Source organism: Nocardiopsis quinghaiensis (genome assembly GCF_008638365.1).
GTDB lineage: Bacteria > Actinomycetota > Actinomycetes > Streptosporangiales > Streptosporangiaceae > Nocardiopsis > Nocardiopsis quinghaiensis.
On record NZ_ML703341.1, the window covers coordinates 54,042 to 69,124 of the forward strand.

Below are 15,083 nucleotides of genomic sequence, written 5' to 3' on the forward strand. Positions count from 1 at the left end.
CCCCCCGGCCCCGGGGGGGGGGGGCGCCCGCCCCGGGGGGCGCGCGCCCCCGCCGGGGGCGCCCCCCGGGCCGGGGGGCCCGCCACGGGGTGGGTTTCCCCGCCCCGGGAACCGTTTCCTCGGACGGAGTGTGGGCAGGAGCTTGAGGAGAGGATGCACAGTCCGCACCTGCTTTTTACCGGACGATCCGAAAATCGGTCCGTACAGTGGGAACACCTCACTCATACGAAGCGTTCTCTCAGATGAAGCGCCCAGGACCAAACCCCGACGACCCCGATCGAAGGCCTGAGAGGCGCTCACCACAATCCATGCGCGGATGCACGCGCTCGTGTTGGTAATGGGGGTTTCCAACACGTATCCATACGCTGCATCCGCCTTCCCAGCGGCCAGACCGCACTCAGTGCACACTGGCCGCGCCCGCTGTGGCCCGCGTTGGGGGACGTGGGCCACAGCCATGTCCGGGGGCGCGCGGCCAAGGCCGCGCGCCCCCGGACGCTTCTCCTTCGGGCACCTCCCGGCTGCGCGCGTCAGTCGCGGCGGTCCAGCACGAAGTCGTACTCGGCGCGCAGATAGGGGCGATCGCACGCGCTCCCGTCCGGTGCCGGTCCCGCGGGGTGCTCCGTGAAGGAGACGACCAGGGCGTCCTTGGTCCCGAAGACCACGTCCGTGGCGAGGAAGTCCGCCCCCTCTCGGAACAGGTGGGTGATGAGTCGGGCGTGGCCGGGCTCGTCGATCAGGAAGTGGATGTGCGCGGGGCGGTACGGGCTGATGTCGGTGCGCCCGACCAGGTCGCCGACCGGACCGTCCAGGGGGATGGTGTAGCCGAGCGGCGCGATGGTGCGCAGGCAGTAGGTGCCGTCCTCGCGTGTGCGGTACTTGGCGCGCAGCCGCGCCTCGTCCACCTCCAACTGCGCCTCGTAGGCACCCTCGGCGTCGGCCTGCCACACGTCCAGGACCGCCCCGGCCACGGGCACGCCGTCAGTGTCGGTGACGCGGCCGGTGACGTACAGGGGCGTGCCCTCGATCCCCTCGGACATGTCGTGGCCGAACCCGGCCTCCGGTGAGCCGTCGATGTGGAAGGGGCCCAGCACGGTCGCCGGGGTGGCGTCCCCGGAGAAGCGGTTGTTGAGCTGCACCACCAGTGTGCTCAGCCCGAGCACGTCCGAGGCCAGGATGAACTCCTGGCGCTTGTCGTCGCAGGCCTGCCCGGTGGCGGTCAGCCACTCGACCGCGGCCGCCCACTCGTCCTCGGTCAGTTCGACCTCACGGGCGAAGGCGTGCAGGTGGCGCACCAGCGCGGTCATCAGCCGGGCGGTGCGGGGGTCGTGGGCGCTTCCCCAGCGCTCGACGGCCAGGTCGGTCAGGTTCTCCTCGGTCACGAACGCCATGGGAATCGTCCTCCAGCGGTTCAGGGGGTCAGTGGATCGGGTGTGTAGGGGGTGGGGTCGACGGGCCGGTTGTTGAGGTCCACCGACAGGAAGACGTCGTTGGCGACGGGCTCGCGCAGCTCCTCGGCGAGTTGGCCGACCAGCCCCGCGGTACGGGCCAGAAGGGCGAAGCCGCGCAGGAGTTCGATGGGCAGCCCCAGGTCGGCCAGGGCCGCGCCGCACACTCCGGCGCCGTTGAGCGGCAGCCTCTTGCCGAGGACCTCGGGGTGGACGCGTCCGATCGCCTCGAAGAGGGACAGGTGCGGGCCGAACAGGTCCTCCTCGCGGGCGATGCGCATGAGCGCGGGGGTACGCGGATCACCCTGCTTGTGCACGTGGTGGCCGAGGCCGGGCACGAAGCGGCCCGCCTCGCGCTCTGCCCGGACCGTGCGCAGCGCGACCCCGTCCCAGGAGGCGTCGTCGCCGGGCAGGTCGCCGTCCAGGGAGCGCAGCACCCCGTGCAGGAAGCGTCCGGTGTCCTCGGTGACGCCCAGGAAGCGCGACCCCCCGCCGAGCAGGCCCGCGGCCAGCGCGCCCTGGATCGAGTCCGGCGCGGACAGGTAGGTCAGGCGCGTCACGATGGCGGTGGGGGTGAACCCGTGGTCGGCCAGCGCGGCGAGCACGGCCTCGAAGACACGGGTCTCGCCGCGGCCGGGGCGGCGCTGGGTGGCCAGCCAGAAGGCGAGTTCCCCGAATCCCACCTTGCCCATGACGTCCTCGGCCAGGTCCTGGCCCAGCAGGGTGATGGCGGTGGGGCTGGAGGCTCCCAGGGCGGTGGGGTAACCGGTGCCGTGCGGGTCCGTCTCCGCACCGGAGTCCTCGGGCTGTCCGCGGTGCTCGCTCATGCTCGGTCCTCTCGCTGTTCGGGCCCGGCCAGCCACGCGCGCAGGTCCGCGCCGTGCTCGTCCAGGTCGGGCGGGGGAAGCCGGTAGGAGGCGGGGGTGGCGGAGAAGCGGATCGGGTTGCGTGTGGTGGGGACCGCGCGCTCCCCCTCGCCGACCTCCACCACCGGGTCCAGATCGAAGCGCTCGGCCATGGCGAACCCGCCGTCGATGGTCTGGATCGGCCCGCAGGGCACTCCTGCGGCCACGAGCAGGTCGAACCACTCCAGCGCGCCCCGCCGGGCCAGCCGCCCGACCAGGATCGGGCGCAGTTCGGCGCGGTTGGCGGTGCGGGCGGCGTTCGTGGCGAAGCGCTCGTCGTCGGCGGCCTCGGCGACGCCCAGCACCTCGCACAGGGACCGGAACTGGCGGTCGTTGGCCGCGGTGACGATGAGGTCGTCGTCAGCGGTCGGCAGGGGTTCGTAGGGGAACACGCTGGGGTGGGCGTTGCCCATGCGCAGCGGCACGGTTCCGCCCGCCACGTAGGCGGAGCTGTGGTTGACCAGTCCGGTCAGCGCCGAGGACAGCAGGTTGACCTCGACCCGCTGGCCCTCGCCCGTGGCGTCGCGGTGGCGCAGCGCGGCGAGGATGCCGATGGCCGCGTGGTTGCCCGCCATGACGTCGAACACCGAGATACCCGCGCGGTAGGGCGGTCCGTCCGGGTCCCCGGTCAGGCTCATGAGCCCGGAGACCGCCTGCACCATGAGGTCGTAGCCGGGGACGTCGCGGCCCGCACCGGTGCCGAAACCGGTGATGGAGCAGTAGACCACGCCGGCGTTGGCGACCCGGACGCTGTCGTGGTCCAACCCGAAGCGCGCCAGCCCGCCGGGGCGGAAGTTCTCGATCACCACGTCGGCGCGGCGGGCGAGTTCGCGGGCGGCCTCCGCGTCCTCCTCCCGGCGCAGGTCCAGGGCGACGGAGCGCTTGTTGCGGTTCACACCCAGGTAGTAGGTGGACACGTCGCCGCGCACGGGCGGTTTCCACGAGCGCGTGTCGTCCCCCGTGGGGCTCTCCACCTTGACCACCTCGGCGCCCAGGTCGGCCAGCAGCATGGTGGCGTAGGGCCCGGCCAGGATCCGGGAGAAGTCCGCCACCAACAGCCCGGCCAGCGGCCCGGTCGGAGCAGCGGTGTTCCCGCCCGTGGCCCCGGCCCGTGCGTGTGGGTCCCCCAGCATGCCTCACCTCTTCAATGTCCGTATAGCGGACATACGTCCGCTGAGGCAATCCTGTACCCGCCCCTTCCCCGCGTCAACCCCCGCGAACAGGCCAGTCGGCCCTCCCGGGCAAGTACCCCGGAGCCGAAACCAGGATCCTCCACTCCCTCCCTTGACAGGGACGACGGCCTCCCCAAAGGTAGAGTCCGTCATCGCGACCACGTAGCGGACCATCGTCCGTATAAGGACGAACAGCGCGAGAACCGGTCAGCGAGGCGCTCACGACGAGGAGCCCCCTTGAACAAGCACAGCGATTTCGCCCCGGGCCGCCCGGTGGTCCTGCGCGGCGGCACGGTGCTGCCCATGGACGACGCGCGTACCGTCCTGAACGACACCGACGTCCTGGTCGTCGGCGACCGCGTGGCCGCCGTGGGCCGGGACCTCGCGGTCCCCGAGGGCACCGCCGAGATCGACGCGGCCGGCGGCCTGGTCATGCCCGGCATGATCGACACCCACCGGCACATGTGGCAGACCGCCATGCGCGGCTACGGCGCGGACTGGACCCTGACCCAGTACTTCGTCTGGTACTACCTGGAGCACGGCAAGCACTTCCGCCCCGCCGACGTGCACTCGGGCAACACGCTCGCCGCCGTCGAGGCACTCGACGCCGGGGTCACCACCGTCGTGGACTGGTCGCACGGCCTGCAGACCCCCGAGCACGCCGACGCGGCCGCGGACGCGCTGCGCTCGGTGCCCGGACGCCACGTCCTGGCCTACGGCAACATCCAGCGGGCACCCGCCGAATGGGCCACCGCGCCGGAGTTCCGCTCCTTCGTCGAGCGCCACCGGGGAGGGGACCTGCTCGACGTGCAGATCGCCTTCGACGTCACCGGCGACCCGGAGTTCCCCGAGAAGCCCGCCTTCGAGGCCGCCCGTGACCTGGGGCTGGCCGTCACCACCCACGCCGGGGTGTGGGGCGCCACCGGCGACGACGGCATCCGGCTCATGTACGAGCACGGGTTCATGGGGCCGGAGACGGTGTACGTGCACGCCGCCTCCCTGTCACAGGACTCCTACCAGCGCATCGCCGCCACCGGCGGTTCGGTGTCGGTGTCCACCGAGAGCGAGCAGAGCGCCGGGCAGGGCTACCCGCCCACCTGGACGATCCGCGAACACGGCATCCCGGTGTCGCTGTCGATGGACAGCAGCGTGTGGTGGAGCGGCGACCTGTTCAGCGCCATGCGCACCACCCTGGGCGCCGACCGCTGCCGCGAGCACATGGAGGCCCAGCGGAACGGGGACACCGTCACCCACTCCGCCCTGCGCGCCGACCAGGTGGTGGGGTGGGCCACCCGGGGCGGGGCCGCCGCGCTGGACCGCGACGACCTGGGCCGCGTCGCCCCCGGGTGCAAGGCCGACCTGGTGCTGATCCGCAACGACGCCTCACCCGTGTCGTTCCCCGTGCTCAACCCCTACGGCCACGTGGCCTTCCAGGCCCAGCGCGGCGACGTGCACACCGTCCTGGTCGACGGCCGGGTGGTCAAACACGAGCACCGGCTGGTCGACGTGGACCTGGCGTCCGTGCGACGGAACGTGGAGGCCACCGTCGAGCACCTGCGAACGGCCGTCGGCGAGCGGGAGTGGGCCGCGGGGATGAACCCCGACATCCCCGAGTCGAAGGTCCTCGACAACCCCTACACCTACACCGACTACCGCGACGCGGGCACCCATGGCCGCTGAACGCCGGTGTCGGGCTGTCCGCTGTCCGGACACACGCCGGATATGCTGACGCTTCCACGACACCGACGGGGGTGACCATGCCACGCGAGGGCGCCGGACCCGACTTCATCGAGGCGCTGGCCCGGGGGTTGGACGTGATCCGGGCCTTCCAGCCACACCAGCCGACGATGACCCTGGCCGAGGTGGCCAAGGCCACCGGGCTGGCCCGGCCCACCGCACGGCGGATCCTGATCACCCTGCGGGAGATGGGCTATGTGCGCTCGGGCAGGGCGGGCTACTCCCTGACCCCGCGCGTGCTGGAGCTGGGCGTGGCCTACGTGCGCTCGACCGGCCTCTGGGACTTGGCCCGCCCCCACCTGGAGGAGCTGTCCGAGCGCACCGGCGAGTCGTGCTCCGTCGCCCAGCTCGACGGGTCGGACATCGTCTACGTCGCCCGTGTCGCGGTGCCCAAGATCGTGACGCTGGACGTGCAGATCGGCACCCGCTTCCCCGCGCTGCAGACCTCGCTGGGCAAGGTCCTGCTGGCCGCCCTGGAGAGCGAGGACGTCGACCGCGTGCTGGCCGAACCCAGCAGGTCGGGACTCGTGCCGCTGTGGCGGCCCGACTGCGGGGAGCGCGACGCCGTCCTGCGCGAGGTCCGCGCCCGGGGATGGGCGCTGACCGACGAGCACCTGGCCCGGGGCATCCGCTCGGTCGCCGCACCGCTGCGGGACGGACGGGGCCGGGTGTTCGCCGCGATCAACGTCAACACCCACGCCGCCGAGACACCGCTGGAACACCTCACCCACCACCACCTGCCCCTGCTGCTGCACGCGGCGGGCGAGATCGGCGCCGACGTCGCACGCCTGGAGTCCGTCCCGCAGGTGACCCGCATCCCCTAGGACAGGGAGGACGCGATGTCCGAGAGCGAGTCGGGCGCCCGGTCCGCACGGCACCCGACGATGGCCGACGTGGCCGCGCACGTGGGGGTCTCCCGCCAGCTCGTCTCACTGGTGCTGGGCGAGCGCCCCGGTCCGAGCGCGCGGACCCGCGAACGGGTCCTGCGGGCCGCCGAGGAACTCGGCTACCAGGCGGACACGGCCGCGCGGCTGCTGCGCCGGGCGCGCAGCAGGCAGGTGGGCGTGCTCTTCGGCATGGGGTACCCCATGGACGCCCACCTGGTCGAGGCGCTCTATCCGGCCACCGCCGACCTGGGGTACGGCGTGGTGCTGAGCGCGATGGCCAGCACCCGCAGCGAACGCGAGGCGATCGGCGAGCTGATGGGGCTGCGCTGCGAGGCGCTGCTCCTGATCGGCCTGTCCGCCGAGGCGCCCGCGGACCTGGCCCGGGTGGCCGAGCGGATCCCCGTGGTGGAGATCGGCCAGCGCACCGGCGCGGAGGGCACCGACAGTGTGCGCACCGACGACGCCGACGGTGTCCGCCAGGCCGTCGAGCACCTGACCGGGCTGGGGCACCGCGCGATCGCCCACGTCGACGGGGGCGGCCTTCCGGGCGCCGAGCAGCGCGCGCGGGGCTACACCGAGGCGATGCGCGAGCACGGCCTGGGCGACCGGGTCGAGGTCCTGCCCGGCGACTACTCCGAGGAGGCGGGTGCGCGGGCGGCCCGACGCCTCCTGGCCCGGGAATCCCTGCCCACCGCCGTGGTCGCGGCCAACGACCTGTGCGCGTTCGGGCTGCTGGCGACCCTGGTCCGCGCCGGGGTGAGCGTGCCCGGGGACGTGTCGGTGGTGGGATACGACGACAGCCGGACCGCGCAGCTGTCCTTCCTGCGGCTGACGTCGGTGCGCCAGGACGCCGAGCACATGGCGCGGCTGGCGGTACGCGCGGCGGCCGAGCGGCTCGACGGGGGCCGTACCCGTAGCCGCCACCTGCTGCTGGAGCCCTCCCTCACGGTACGGGACAGCACCGCTCCCCCGCGCTGAGGGGCCGGCACCGCTGGAACCGCCGGCGCCGGTCACATCAGGGAGGCAGATCACACGGCGGAACGGTTGGATTCGTGCCGGAGGGGGCCGACACTGGAGTTAGCACGTGCTAAATCACCCTCCGCTGTCGTCCGGCATCCCATGGACCGGACACCCCGGGCAGCCGACCCGCTCACGGCGCCCGGCACCCGCGCCCCCGGCCCATCTCCGAAGGGGACCCGCCATGCCTCTGGCCCTGCTCGCCCTCGCCGTCGGCGCGTTCGCCATCGGCACCACCGAGTTCGTCATCATGGGGCTGCTGCCCGAGGTCGCCACCGACCTCGGCGTTCCGGTCCCGACCGCCGGATACCTCATCTCCGCCTACGCCCTGGGCGTCGTGGTCGGCGCTCCCCTGCTCACCGCGCTGAGTACGCGGCTGCCCCGCAAGACGGTCCTGCTCGTCTTCATGGGGCTCTTCCTCGCGGGCAACCTCGCCACCGTGCTGGCCCCGTCCTTCGGGACCGTGTTCGCCTCGCGGGTCCTGGCCGGGCTGCCCCACGGCGCCTACCTGGGGGTGGGGTCGCTGGTCGCGGCGCACATCGCCGGTCCGGGGCGACGGGCGACGGGGGTCTCACGGATGTTCCTGGGCCTGACCGTGGCCAACATCGTCGGCGTGCCCGCGGGCACGTTCCTGGGACAGGCCATGGGCTGGCGCGCGGCGTTCCTGGTCGTGGTCGGGATCGCCCTGCTCGCGATGGTCGGCATCGCGGCCTTCGTGCCGCGCCAGCCCTCGCCTCCCGGGACGGGCCTGCGCCACGAGGTCCGCGAACTGGGCCGCTCCCAGGTCGTCCTCGGCCTGGTCACGGCGGTCTTCGGGTTCGCCGGGGTCTTCGCCGTCTACAGCTACGTCTCGCCGATGATGACCGAACTGGCGGGCATGTCCGCCTCCGGCGTGCCCATCGTCCTGGCCCTGTTCGGGACCGGTATGACACTCGGGTCACTGGTCATCGGCCCTCTGGCCGACCGTGCGCTGCGTCCCACGATCTACGGGGCGCTCGCCTCCCTGGCCGTGGTGCTGGTGGTGTTCACGGTGACCGTGCACAACCCCTGGACGGCGGCGGTGACGGTGCTGGTCCTGGGCGCGGTGGGGTTCGGTGTGGCCACCCCGCTCCAGGTGCTGGTGATGAACAAGGCCGCCCAGGCGCCGACCATGGCCGCGACCTCGAACCACTCGGCGTTCAACCTGGCCAACGCCGCCGGGGCGTGGCTGGGCGGTGTCGGGATCGGCGCCGGCCTGGGGTACACCTCCCCGGCCGCCATCGGCGCGGTCCTGGCCGTGGTGGGCCTGGGCATCGCGGTGGTGGCGGGCCTGCTGGACCGTCCGGGACGGGGCCGGGGCGCCCGGGCGTCCGTGGCCGGGACCGAGGCCCCGGAGTTCAGCACCCTTCCGTGAACCGCTCCGGCACGGCGCCTCTGCGGGGAGGAGCGCTCCTCCGCGCTAGGACGCCGGTGCCGGGCGAGGGACGTCCCGGCGGTGGCGGTGCCGGCCGGGCGCCCTCGCGGTCGCGCGGCTAGTCCACTCGGAGGAACCGGATGAGCGTGGAGGGCTCGAAATCGAGTTCCTCCCATCCCAGATCCGTCTCACCGGCGGAGGCCGCGGGCTCGCAGTCGACCAGGGACCAGGGGGAACTCGCCCCCGGCAGTTCCGGCACGAACTCCCTCACCCCCGTACACGTCATCTCCCGGTCCACGAAGTAGGTGACCGCGCCGGTGCCGGCGTACCCGATGGGGGTCTCCACCCGTTCGCTCTCGGTTCCCAGAAGTCCCGCCACCTCCATGGCGCGATCGCAGCTCATCTCCCAGGCGTCCGCGCGCACCCGCCAGCCGCGCTCGTAGAGCTCCGTCTCACCGCAGACGGGCGCGTGGAGCACCTCCAGCCGCTCGCCGCCGAGCTCCGGTCCCTGCTGCGGGTCGACCACCTCCACGGAGCCGCCCGTCTCGGTGAAGTCGGCCCGCACCTCCCAGAGCGCGCCGGTGTACTCCATCCGCACCGGCTCGCCTCCGGCGCCGAGCTCGACCAGGCCCCGCGCGGCCTCCTCCACCACCTCCCCGTCCACCACCAGCCTGGAGGTGAGCGGGCCGGTGTAGACACGGCTGTCCGCTCCGTCCCCGGAGCCGCCCTCCTCCAGGTCCCCGGACTCGGCCATCCCACGCAGGGGCCCGGTGACCAGGCCGGGGCCGAGGTCCTCCGCGGTGGCCTCCCAAGCGGGGGTGGCCGGTTGGGAGGCCTCGCCCTCCTCCAGCGCGGGCCCGTACACGTACAGTCGCCCGCCGCTGTCGGCCGCCGCGACGGAGCCCTGCCCCATCACCTCTCCGTGCACGAGGAAGGTGTCCTGGTCGGCCGCGTAACGGTACTCGACGGTGGCCCGGCTCTCCTCCAGCACCGCCTCGACGGACTGCCCGGTCCGCGCGGCGACCTCCTCGGCGTGCGCGTCGGCGAAGCGGCGCTCGACCTCGACCACGAAGCCGTCGCCCTCCTCCAGACTGGTCGCGGCGGCGGTGACCGCCTCCGCCGGAGCGCCCTGGACCTGGTCGTAGACGACGTATCCGCCGGTGGCCACTCCCGCGGTGACCAGCACGCCCACGCCGGCGATCGTCGCCTTGGAGCCCGCGATCGCGCTGAGGGTCCCGCCCGTGGCGCTGGCCGTGGTGGTACCGGTGGCGAGACCCGCCGTGCCCCCCGACCCCGCGGCCGCTCCCCCGGCGGAACCCGCTCCCGTGCCCGCCCCCGCGCCCACCCCCGTGCCCGCTCCGGTTCCCGCGCCGCCGAGCAGGCCTCCGGCGAGGCCGGCCGCCGAGACCATGCCCACGGCGGCCGCCCACCTGGTGGGATCGTGTCCGGCGGCGTCGACACCGCGCCAGTAGTCGCGCAGCAGGACGCGCAGTGTCTCGGCGGCCGGGACCGCGCGACCGCGCCCGTCCACACCGGCCTCGGCGGGCGGGAGCAGCAGGGCGCCCATGAGCTCCACCGCGCTCGGCCGCTGGTCGGGGTCGGTGGACAGGGCGCGCTCCACCAGGGGACGCAGGTCTTCCGGAACCCCTTCCATGTCGTGGTGCCCGGTTCTGACCCTCTGGCTCAGCTCCTCGGGGGTGCCGCGGCCGAAGGGGTCGCGGCCGGTGGCCGCGAGCGCCACCAGGGCGCCCCAGGCGAACACGTCGGCGGCCGGTGCGGCGCTCGCCCCGGCGTAGCGTTCGGGCGCCACCCAGCCCGGGGTGCCGTAGGAGGCGCCCCGGTCGGTGGCACGCCGGGTGCCGATGGTGGTGGCGATACCGAAGTCGACGATCTTGGGGCCGTCCGGGGAGAGGATGACGTTGCCCGGTTTGATGTCGCGGTGCGCGATCCCGGCCGCGTGCAGCGCGGCCAGGCCCTCGGCGGTTCCCGCCGCGAACGCACGCAGCATCTCCCCCCGCAGGGGGCCGAACTCGCGCACGTGGGAGCGCAGGTCCCGGCCGGGGACGTAGTCGAAGGCCAGCCAGGGCACGCGGGCGGTGACGTCGGCGGCGTGCAGGTGCGCGGTGCTCACCCCCCGGGCGCGGGAGAGCATGTCCACCTCGCGGGCGAACGCCTCGCGGTAGGCGCGCCTGCGCGCGAACTTGGCGTGCACGGTCTTGACGGCCACGCACCGTCCGCTCTCGTCGAGTCCGCCGTAGACGGCGCCCATGCCGCCCGCACCGATCCTGCCCACGAGCCGGTAGGGGCCCAGTCTGCGCGGGTCGCCCCTCTCCAGGGGTTTGAGCCCTGTCGGCAGGGGATCTGCGGGAGGGGGACCGGGGGATGGAGTGATGCTCATGGGGGCCTTCGCACTCGTCCGTCAGGGGGATGACGAAGAATGGGACGTCCCGCGGTCCGAAAGCGTTCCCACCTCTCCCACGACGGTGCAGGTCGGGAGAGGCGGGGCTCCCGGGGCACGCGAGAGGGGCCGGGCCCGTTCTCGACGGACCCGGCCCCGCGCCTGTCACGGCAAGGAGGACCGGGCACGGCCCGGTGCCGGCCGACCGCGCCCGCACGGCCGGCACGTCTCTCCCCTACGGCAGGTAACCGATTTGGAGCCTGCTCAGGTCGTCCTTGAGCGCAACGCCCTGGAAGACGTGGACGCTCCCGAGCGCACCCGTCCAGGATCGGCCGACCCCGTCGGCGTGTCCGGCCGCGCCGATGACCACGTCGCCTTCGGCGTGCCACGCACCCCCACTCGCCGCGGTTCCCTCACGGGAACCGTCGACGTAGAGGGTCAGCGTGCCGTCGGTGTGATCGTAGGTCCCGATCAGGTGGACCCACTCCCCCATACGCGCGCCGACGGTGGAGGTGACGCGGTGTACCTCCTCCTCACCCTGGACGTCCTCGACGGCCGTCTCGAAGACCCATCCCCCCAGCTCGGCGTCATAGCCCAGAGCGAAGCCGCTGGTGTGCTCCCCGCTCTGGGAGAGCGCGACGGCGTCGGCGGTGCCGTCGTCCAGGCGCACCCACGCGGAGGCGGTGAAGCTGCGGTCGGTGCGCAGTGCCGCCCCGTCCGTGCGCAGGTGCTCCTGTTCGGCTCCGTCGAGGAGGACCGCGGGTGTGAAGAGCCAGTCGTTGAGCGCTCCGTTCCACACGGTGTCGGGGTCGCCGTGCAGTGTCGCGTCGAGGCCGTGGTCGGAGCTGTCGGTGGCGGCCGCACCGTCGCTCTCCTCCAGCCGCCACGAGCCCTCCGGGGCGAGGGGCTGGTTGGCGGTCTCCCACACCTCGGACCTGTCGGACCAGGTGAGGTGCGTGTCCTCGTCGATGAGGAGACGGCTCCACACCTTCACGTCGTCGACCGCTCCCGGCCATCCCCGTGCGAAGGCGCCCTGTTCCTGGCCGCCTCCGATGACGAACGGCCCTTCGGCGCTCCACGACGGGCCCCGGTCGGCGCCTCCCTGGCGGACGCCGTCCACGTAGAGGGCCATCTCCCCGGTGGCCGGGTCGTGCTGTCCGATCAGCTGGGTCCACACCCCCGCCTGAACGGGAGCGGTCGAGGCCACGCGGTGGTCGAACCCGGTCCCGGGGGCGTCCTGGGAGGCCTGCTGGAAGAACCAGGCCTCCTCGGAGGCGTCGTAGCCGAGTTGGAAACCGCTGAGGTGCTCTCCGTCCTGGGAGACGGCCACGGCGTCGGAGCCGGTCCCGTCCAGACGGACCCAGGCCGACACGGTGAACGCGGCGGAGGTGTCCACGACCGCCGCTTCGGTGCGCAGGTGTCCGTCCGCGGTGTCCACGGCCGCTCCCTCCAGCCGGTAACCGCCGCCCCGGCGTTCGCCCACCCGGCCCCGGGTCCAGCCGACGTCCCCGGTTCCCGCAGCGGTCCGGCCCTGTTCCAGGAGGTCCGAGGCGCTCGTTCCCTCCCCCTCGTTCAGCGGGAAGTAGGCGACGGGGTCCGCCAACGGGGCGACCAGGAAGGAGTACACCAATTCGCAGTCCGAGGAGTTGCCGTAGGCGTCGACGCTTCTGGCGTAGACCGACCGGGGGCCGTCGTCCTTCGGCGTGATCGAGACGGTGACCGATCCACCCGGCTCGTCGGGGTCCACCCGGGTGGTGCAGGAGCCGCCGCTGCCGGCGTCGTGGTAGTAGGCCACCGCGTCCTCCACCCCGTTGCCGGTGAAGGTGAAGTCCCCCGCCTGTAGCGGAGCGCCGTGGAAGCGGTCGTCGTCGGGGTAGTCCTCGGAGGTGACCTGCGGCGGCGCCTCGGGCCTGCTGGTGCTGATCTCGATCCAGCACCAGTCGGACCACTCGCCCCCGGCCTGGCCGTCGTGGCCGCGCGCCCGGTAGCTGACCAGGACCTCCTCGGGCAGGTCCCCGGCGCTGGCCGACAGGATCCTGGGGGTGTTGTCCGGGCGCTGCCAGATGTAGGGGGACTCCGCGGTACCGAGGGGTTGGTCGGCGCCGTCCAGGCTCCACTCGAACTGGCCCTTGACCTCCTGGGGCGCCGTCTCGGCGTCGGGGTCGGCGAAGAGACCGCTCAGAGTGAGTGTGGTGTCGTTGAGCAGGGTGGGGACCTGCTTGTCGGTGGAGCACGCCTCTCCCCGCGCGGTGAGCGTGGCGGCGTCGGGCCGGTCCGGCGGGCGGTTGTCGTCGGCGAGTGCCGGGGACGGGGAGAGGAGCGGCAGGACCAGTGCGGCGGTGGCCGCGACCACCGTCGAACCGGTCAGGGGGTGACGCATGAGGGGGACTACCTGTCTAGTCGATTTCCGCCTCGTGGACGGGCAGGACATGAACGGGAAAAACCTATCTTTGCGCTCATATAAGCCACAAGCTTCGCTTTTCGCGCAAAAAACGCGCACCCGTTGTGACCTCATCCCGAACACGGATGGCCGGTTGTGGACACCGGGTCCCAGAAACGCGAAACGGGGCCGGGCCCGTTCTCGACGGACCCGGCCCCGCGCCGGTCGGCACCGCGCCCCTCAGCCTCGCTGGGGCAGGGTGCGGCTGCGACCGCGGAACTCGGCGACGACCTCCTCGCCGCGGCGCACCGTGACGTCGTACAGGCCGCTGCGGCCGAACAGCGTCCGCTCCCTGGCGGTGGCCACCAGCAGGTCGCCCTCGTGGGCGGCGGCCACGAACGTCACGTCCGCCCCGGAGGCCACCGTCACCCCCTGCCCGTCCACGTTGCACGCGCACGCGAACGCGGTGTCGGCCAGGGTGAACACGAACCCGCCGTGGGCGATGCCGTGTCCGTTGACCATCAGGGGCCCCACGGTCATCTCCACGACCGCCAGTCCGTCGGTGGCCTCCACCAGGCGCATTCCGAGGTTCTTGGACGCCCGGTCGGCCTCGAACATCCGCCAGGCGGCCTCGTTGCGCCCGCTCACGAGTCGAAGTCCACGGTCACGGTGTCGGTCTGGGGCAGCGACTGGCAGGACAGGGCGTACCCCGCCTCCACCTCGGCGTCGGTGAGCGCGTAGTTGCGCCGCATCCGCACCTCGCCCTCGCAGACCCTGACCCGGCATGTGCCGCACACCCCGCCCTTGCAGGCGAAGGGCGCGTCGGGGCGGTAGCGCTGCGCCGAGTCCAGCACGGGAACCCCCCGCGGCAGGGTCAGGGTGGTGGTGCGCCCGTCCAGGACGACGGTGACCTCGCTGGAGGGCCCCTCCACCCCGGGCTCCTCGTGGTGCGCCTGGGGCGGCGGCTCCGCGCCCTCCACGAAGAACAGCTCCTGGTGCACCCGCTCGCCGGGCACGCCCCGACGGGCCAGCACCTCCTGGGCGTCGGTGACCATGCCGTAGGGCCCGCACAGCCACCAGTGGTCGACGGCGTCGGCGGCCACGAGCGTGTCCAGCAGCGCCTCCAGCTTGGCGCCGTCCAGGCGCCCGGTGAACAGCTCGGCCTCGCGCGGCTCCCGGGAGAGCACGTGCACCAGTTCGAAGCGCGCCCCGAAGGCGTCCTTGAGGTCGGCGATCTCGTCGGCGAACATCACCGTGTCGCTGCGGCGGTTGCCGTAGAGCAGGACGACGTGGGAGTCGGTGCGGCGCAGCACCGAGGAGGCCATGGACAGCACCGGGGTGATCCCGGATCCGGCGGCGACCATCACGTGGCGGGCGGCGGTGCCCAGGTCGGGGACGAACCGGCCGGTGGGCGCGCCCACCTCGACCTCGTCGCCCGGCCGGACCTCGTTGACCAGCCAGCTGGAGAACAGGCCGCCGGAGACCAGGCGTACGCCCACGCGGGGGGCCTGGCCGACGGGGGCGCACACGGAGTAGCTGCGCCGCTCCTCCACCCCGTCCACCTCGCGGCGCAGGGTCAACGACTGCCCGGGGGCGAACGCGAACTCCTCGGCCAGGTGGTCGGGGACGTCGAAGGTGACGGCGACGGCGTCGTCGCACAGGCGCTCGACGGCGGCCACGCGCAGCCGGTGGAACGCGCCTCGGCGGCGCGCGGCCCCGGGCGCGGTCTCGGTGACGGGTGTGGTCACG

At 73.2% G+C, this 15,083-nt stretch carries 11 protein-coding genes; 4 read left to right on the top strand and 7 right to left on the bottom strand.

The window, feature by feature from the left end:
- Positions 1 to 527 precede the first annotated feature (527 nt).
- Genes FYX01_RS03885 through FYX01_RS03895 form a run of 3 tightly spaced genes read right to left on the bottom strand, consistent with a single transcriptional unit; the run spans position 528 to position 3,483 of the window.
- A complete protein-coding gene (locus FYX01_RS03885) occupies positions 528 to 1,388 on the bottom strand; it encodes a dioxygenase family protein (protein ID WP_150237620.1) in 861 nt (286 codons plus the stop codon).
- 20 nt (positions 1,389 to 1,408) lie between these two features.
- Positions 1,409 to 2,272 carry a citryl-CoA lyase gene (locus FYX01_RS03890; RefSeq protein ID WP_150237622.1) on the bottom strand — a complete coding sequence of 288 codons (864 nt, stop codon included), beginning with the start codon at positions 2,270 to 2,272 and terminating at the stop codon, positions 1,409 to 1,411.
- Positions 2,269 to 3,483 carry a CaiB/BaiF CoA transferase family protein gene (locus FYX01_RS03895; RefSeq protein WP_150237624.1) on the bottom strand — a complete coding sequence of 405 codons (1,215 nt, stop codon included), beginning with the start codon at positions 3,481 to 3,483 and terminating at the stop codon, positions 2,269 to 2,271. The genes FYX01_RS03890 and FYX01_RS03895 overlap by 4 nt, the downstream gene beginning before the upstream one ends.
- Positions 3,484 to 3,759: 276 nt before the next feature.
- Here FYX01_RS03895 and FYX01_RS03900 point away from each other — a divergent pair, with 276 nt between their 5' ends.
- From FYX01_RS03900 to FYX01_RS03915, 4 genes are all read left to right on the top strand, one after another.
- The gene (locus tag FYX01_RS03900) at positions 3,760 to 5,202 is read left to right on the top strand and encodes an amidohydrolase family protein (protein WP_150237626.1); all 1,443 of its coding nucleotides are present in this window, start codon (positions 3,760 to 3,762) and stop codon (positions 5,200 to 5,202) included.
- Positions 5,203 to 5,279: 77 nt separating this feature from the next.
- Positions 5,280 to 6,083: an IclR family transcriptional regulator domain-containing protein gene (locus FYX01_RS03905; RefSeq protein ID WP_150237682.1), complete on the top strand. Its 804-nt coding sequence runs from the start codon at positions 5,280 to 5,282 to the stop codon at positions 6,081 to 6,083.
- 60 nt (positions 6,084 to 6,143) lie between these two features.
- Positions 6,144 to 7,124 carry a LacI family DNA-binding transcriptional regulator gene (locus FYX01_RS03910; RefSeq protein ID WP_394350432.1) on the top strand — a complete coding sequence of 327 codons (981 nt, stop codon included), beginning with the start codon at positions 6,144 to 6,146 and terminating at the stop codon, positions 7,122 to 7,124.
- A gap of 223 nt (positions 7,125 to 7,347) precedes the next feature.
- The gene (locus tag FYX01_RS03915; protein ID WP_150237631.1) at positions 7,348 to 8,556 is read left to right on the top strand and encodes an MFS transporter; all 1,209 of its coding nucleotides are present in this window, start codon (positions 7,348 to 7,350) and stop codon (positions 8,554 to 8,556) included.
- 118 nt (positions 8,557 to 8,674) lie between these two features.
- Here FYX01_RS03915 and FYX01_RS03920 read toward each other — a convergent pair whose 3' ends face one another.
- The 4 genes from FYX01_RS03920 to paaE all read right to left on the bottom strand — a co-directional run bounded on the left by FYX01_RS03920 (position 8,675) and on the right by paaE (position 15,082).
- The gene (locus tag FYX01_RS03920; RefSeq protein WP_150237633.1) at positions 8,675 to 10,954 is read right to left on the bottom strand and encodes a serine/threonine-protein kinase; all 2,280 of its coding nucleotides are present in this window, start codon (positions 10,952 to 10,954) and stop codon (positions 8,675 to 8,677) included.
- Positions 10,955 to 11,189: 235 nt separating this feature from the next.
- Positions 11,190 to 13,334 carry a LamG domain-containing protein gene (locus tag FYX01_RS03925; RefSeq protein ID WP_150237635.1) on the bottom strand — a complete coding sequence of 715 codons (2,145 nt, stop codon included), beginning with the start codon at positions 13,332 to 13,334 and terminating at the stop codon, positions 11,190 to 11,192.
- 240 nt (positions 13,335 to 13,574) lie between these two features.
- Entirely contained in the window at positions 13,575 to 13,982 is a 408-nt protein-coding gene (gene paaI, locus FYX01_RS03930; RefSeq protein WP_077690522.1) for a hydroxyphenylacetyl-CoA thioesterase PaaI, read from the bottom strand.
- Positions 13,979 to 15,082, bottom strand: coding sequence for a 1,2-phenylacetyl-CoA epoxidase subunit PaaE (gene paaE, locus FYX01_RS03935; protein WP_150237637.1), 1,104 nt, complete (start codon positions 15,080 to 15,082; stop codon positions 13,979 to 13,981). Before paaE ends, paaI begins: the two co-directional genes overlap by 4 nt.
- Position 15,083: the final 1 nt, after the last annotated feature.

Bases quoted from the DNA above. Each gene is read 5' to 3' on its own strand.
- FYX01_RS03915 (WP_150237631.1), top strand. From the start codon at position 7,348: ATGCCTCTGGCCCTGCTCGCCCTCGCCGTCGGCGCGTTCGCCATCGGC.
- FYX01_RS03885 (WP_150237620.1), bottom strand. From the start codon at position 1,388: ATGGCGTTCGTGACCGAGGAGAACCTGACCGACCTGGCCGTCGAGCGC.
- FYX01_RS03920 (WP_150237633.1), bottom strand. From the start codon at position 10,954: ATGAGCATCACTCCATCCCCCGGTCCCCCTCCCGCAGATCCCCTGCCG.
- FYX01_RS03925 (WP_150237635.1), bottom strand. From the start codon at position 13,334: ATGCGTCACCCCCTGACCGGTTCGACGGTGGTCGCGGCCACCGCCGCA.
- FYX01_RS03890 (WP_150237622.1), bottom strand. From the start codon at position 2,272: ATGAGCGAGCACCGCGGACAGCCCGAGGACTCCGGTGCGGAGACGGAC.
- FYX01_RS03895 (WP_150237624.1), bottom strand. From the start codon at position 3,483: ATGCTGGGGGACCCACACGCACGGGCCGGGGCCACGGGCGGGAACACC.
- FYX01_RS03905 (WP_150237682.1), top strand. From the start codon at position 5,280: ATGCCACGCGAGGGCGCCGGACCCGACTTCATCGAGGCGCTGGCCCGG.
- FYX01_RS03910 (WP_394350432.1), top strand. From the start codon at position 6,144: ATGGCCGACGTGGCCGCGCACGTGGGGGTCTCCCGCCAGCTCGTCTCA.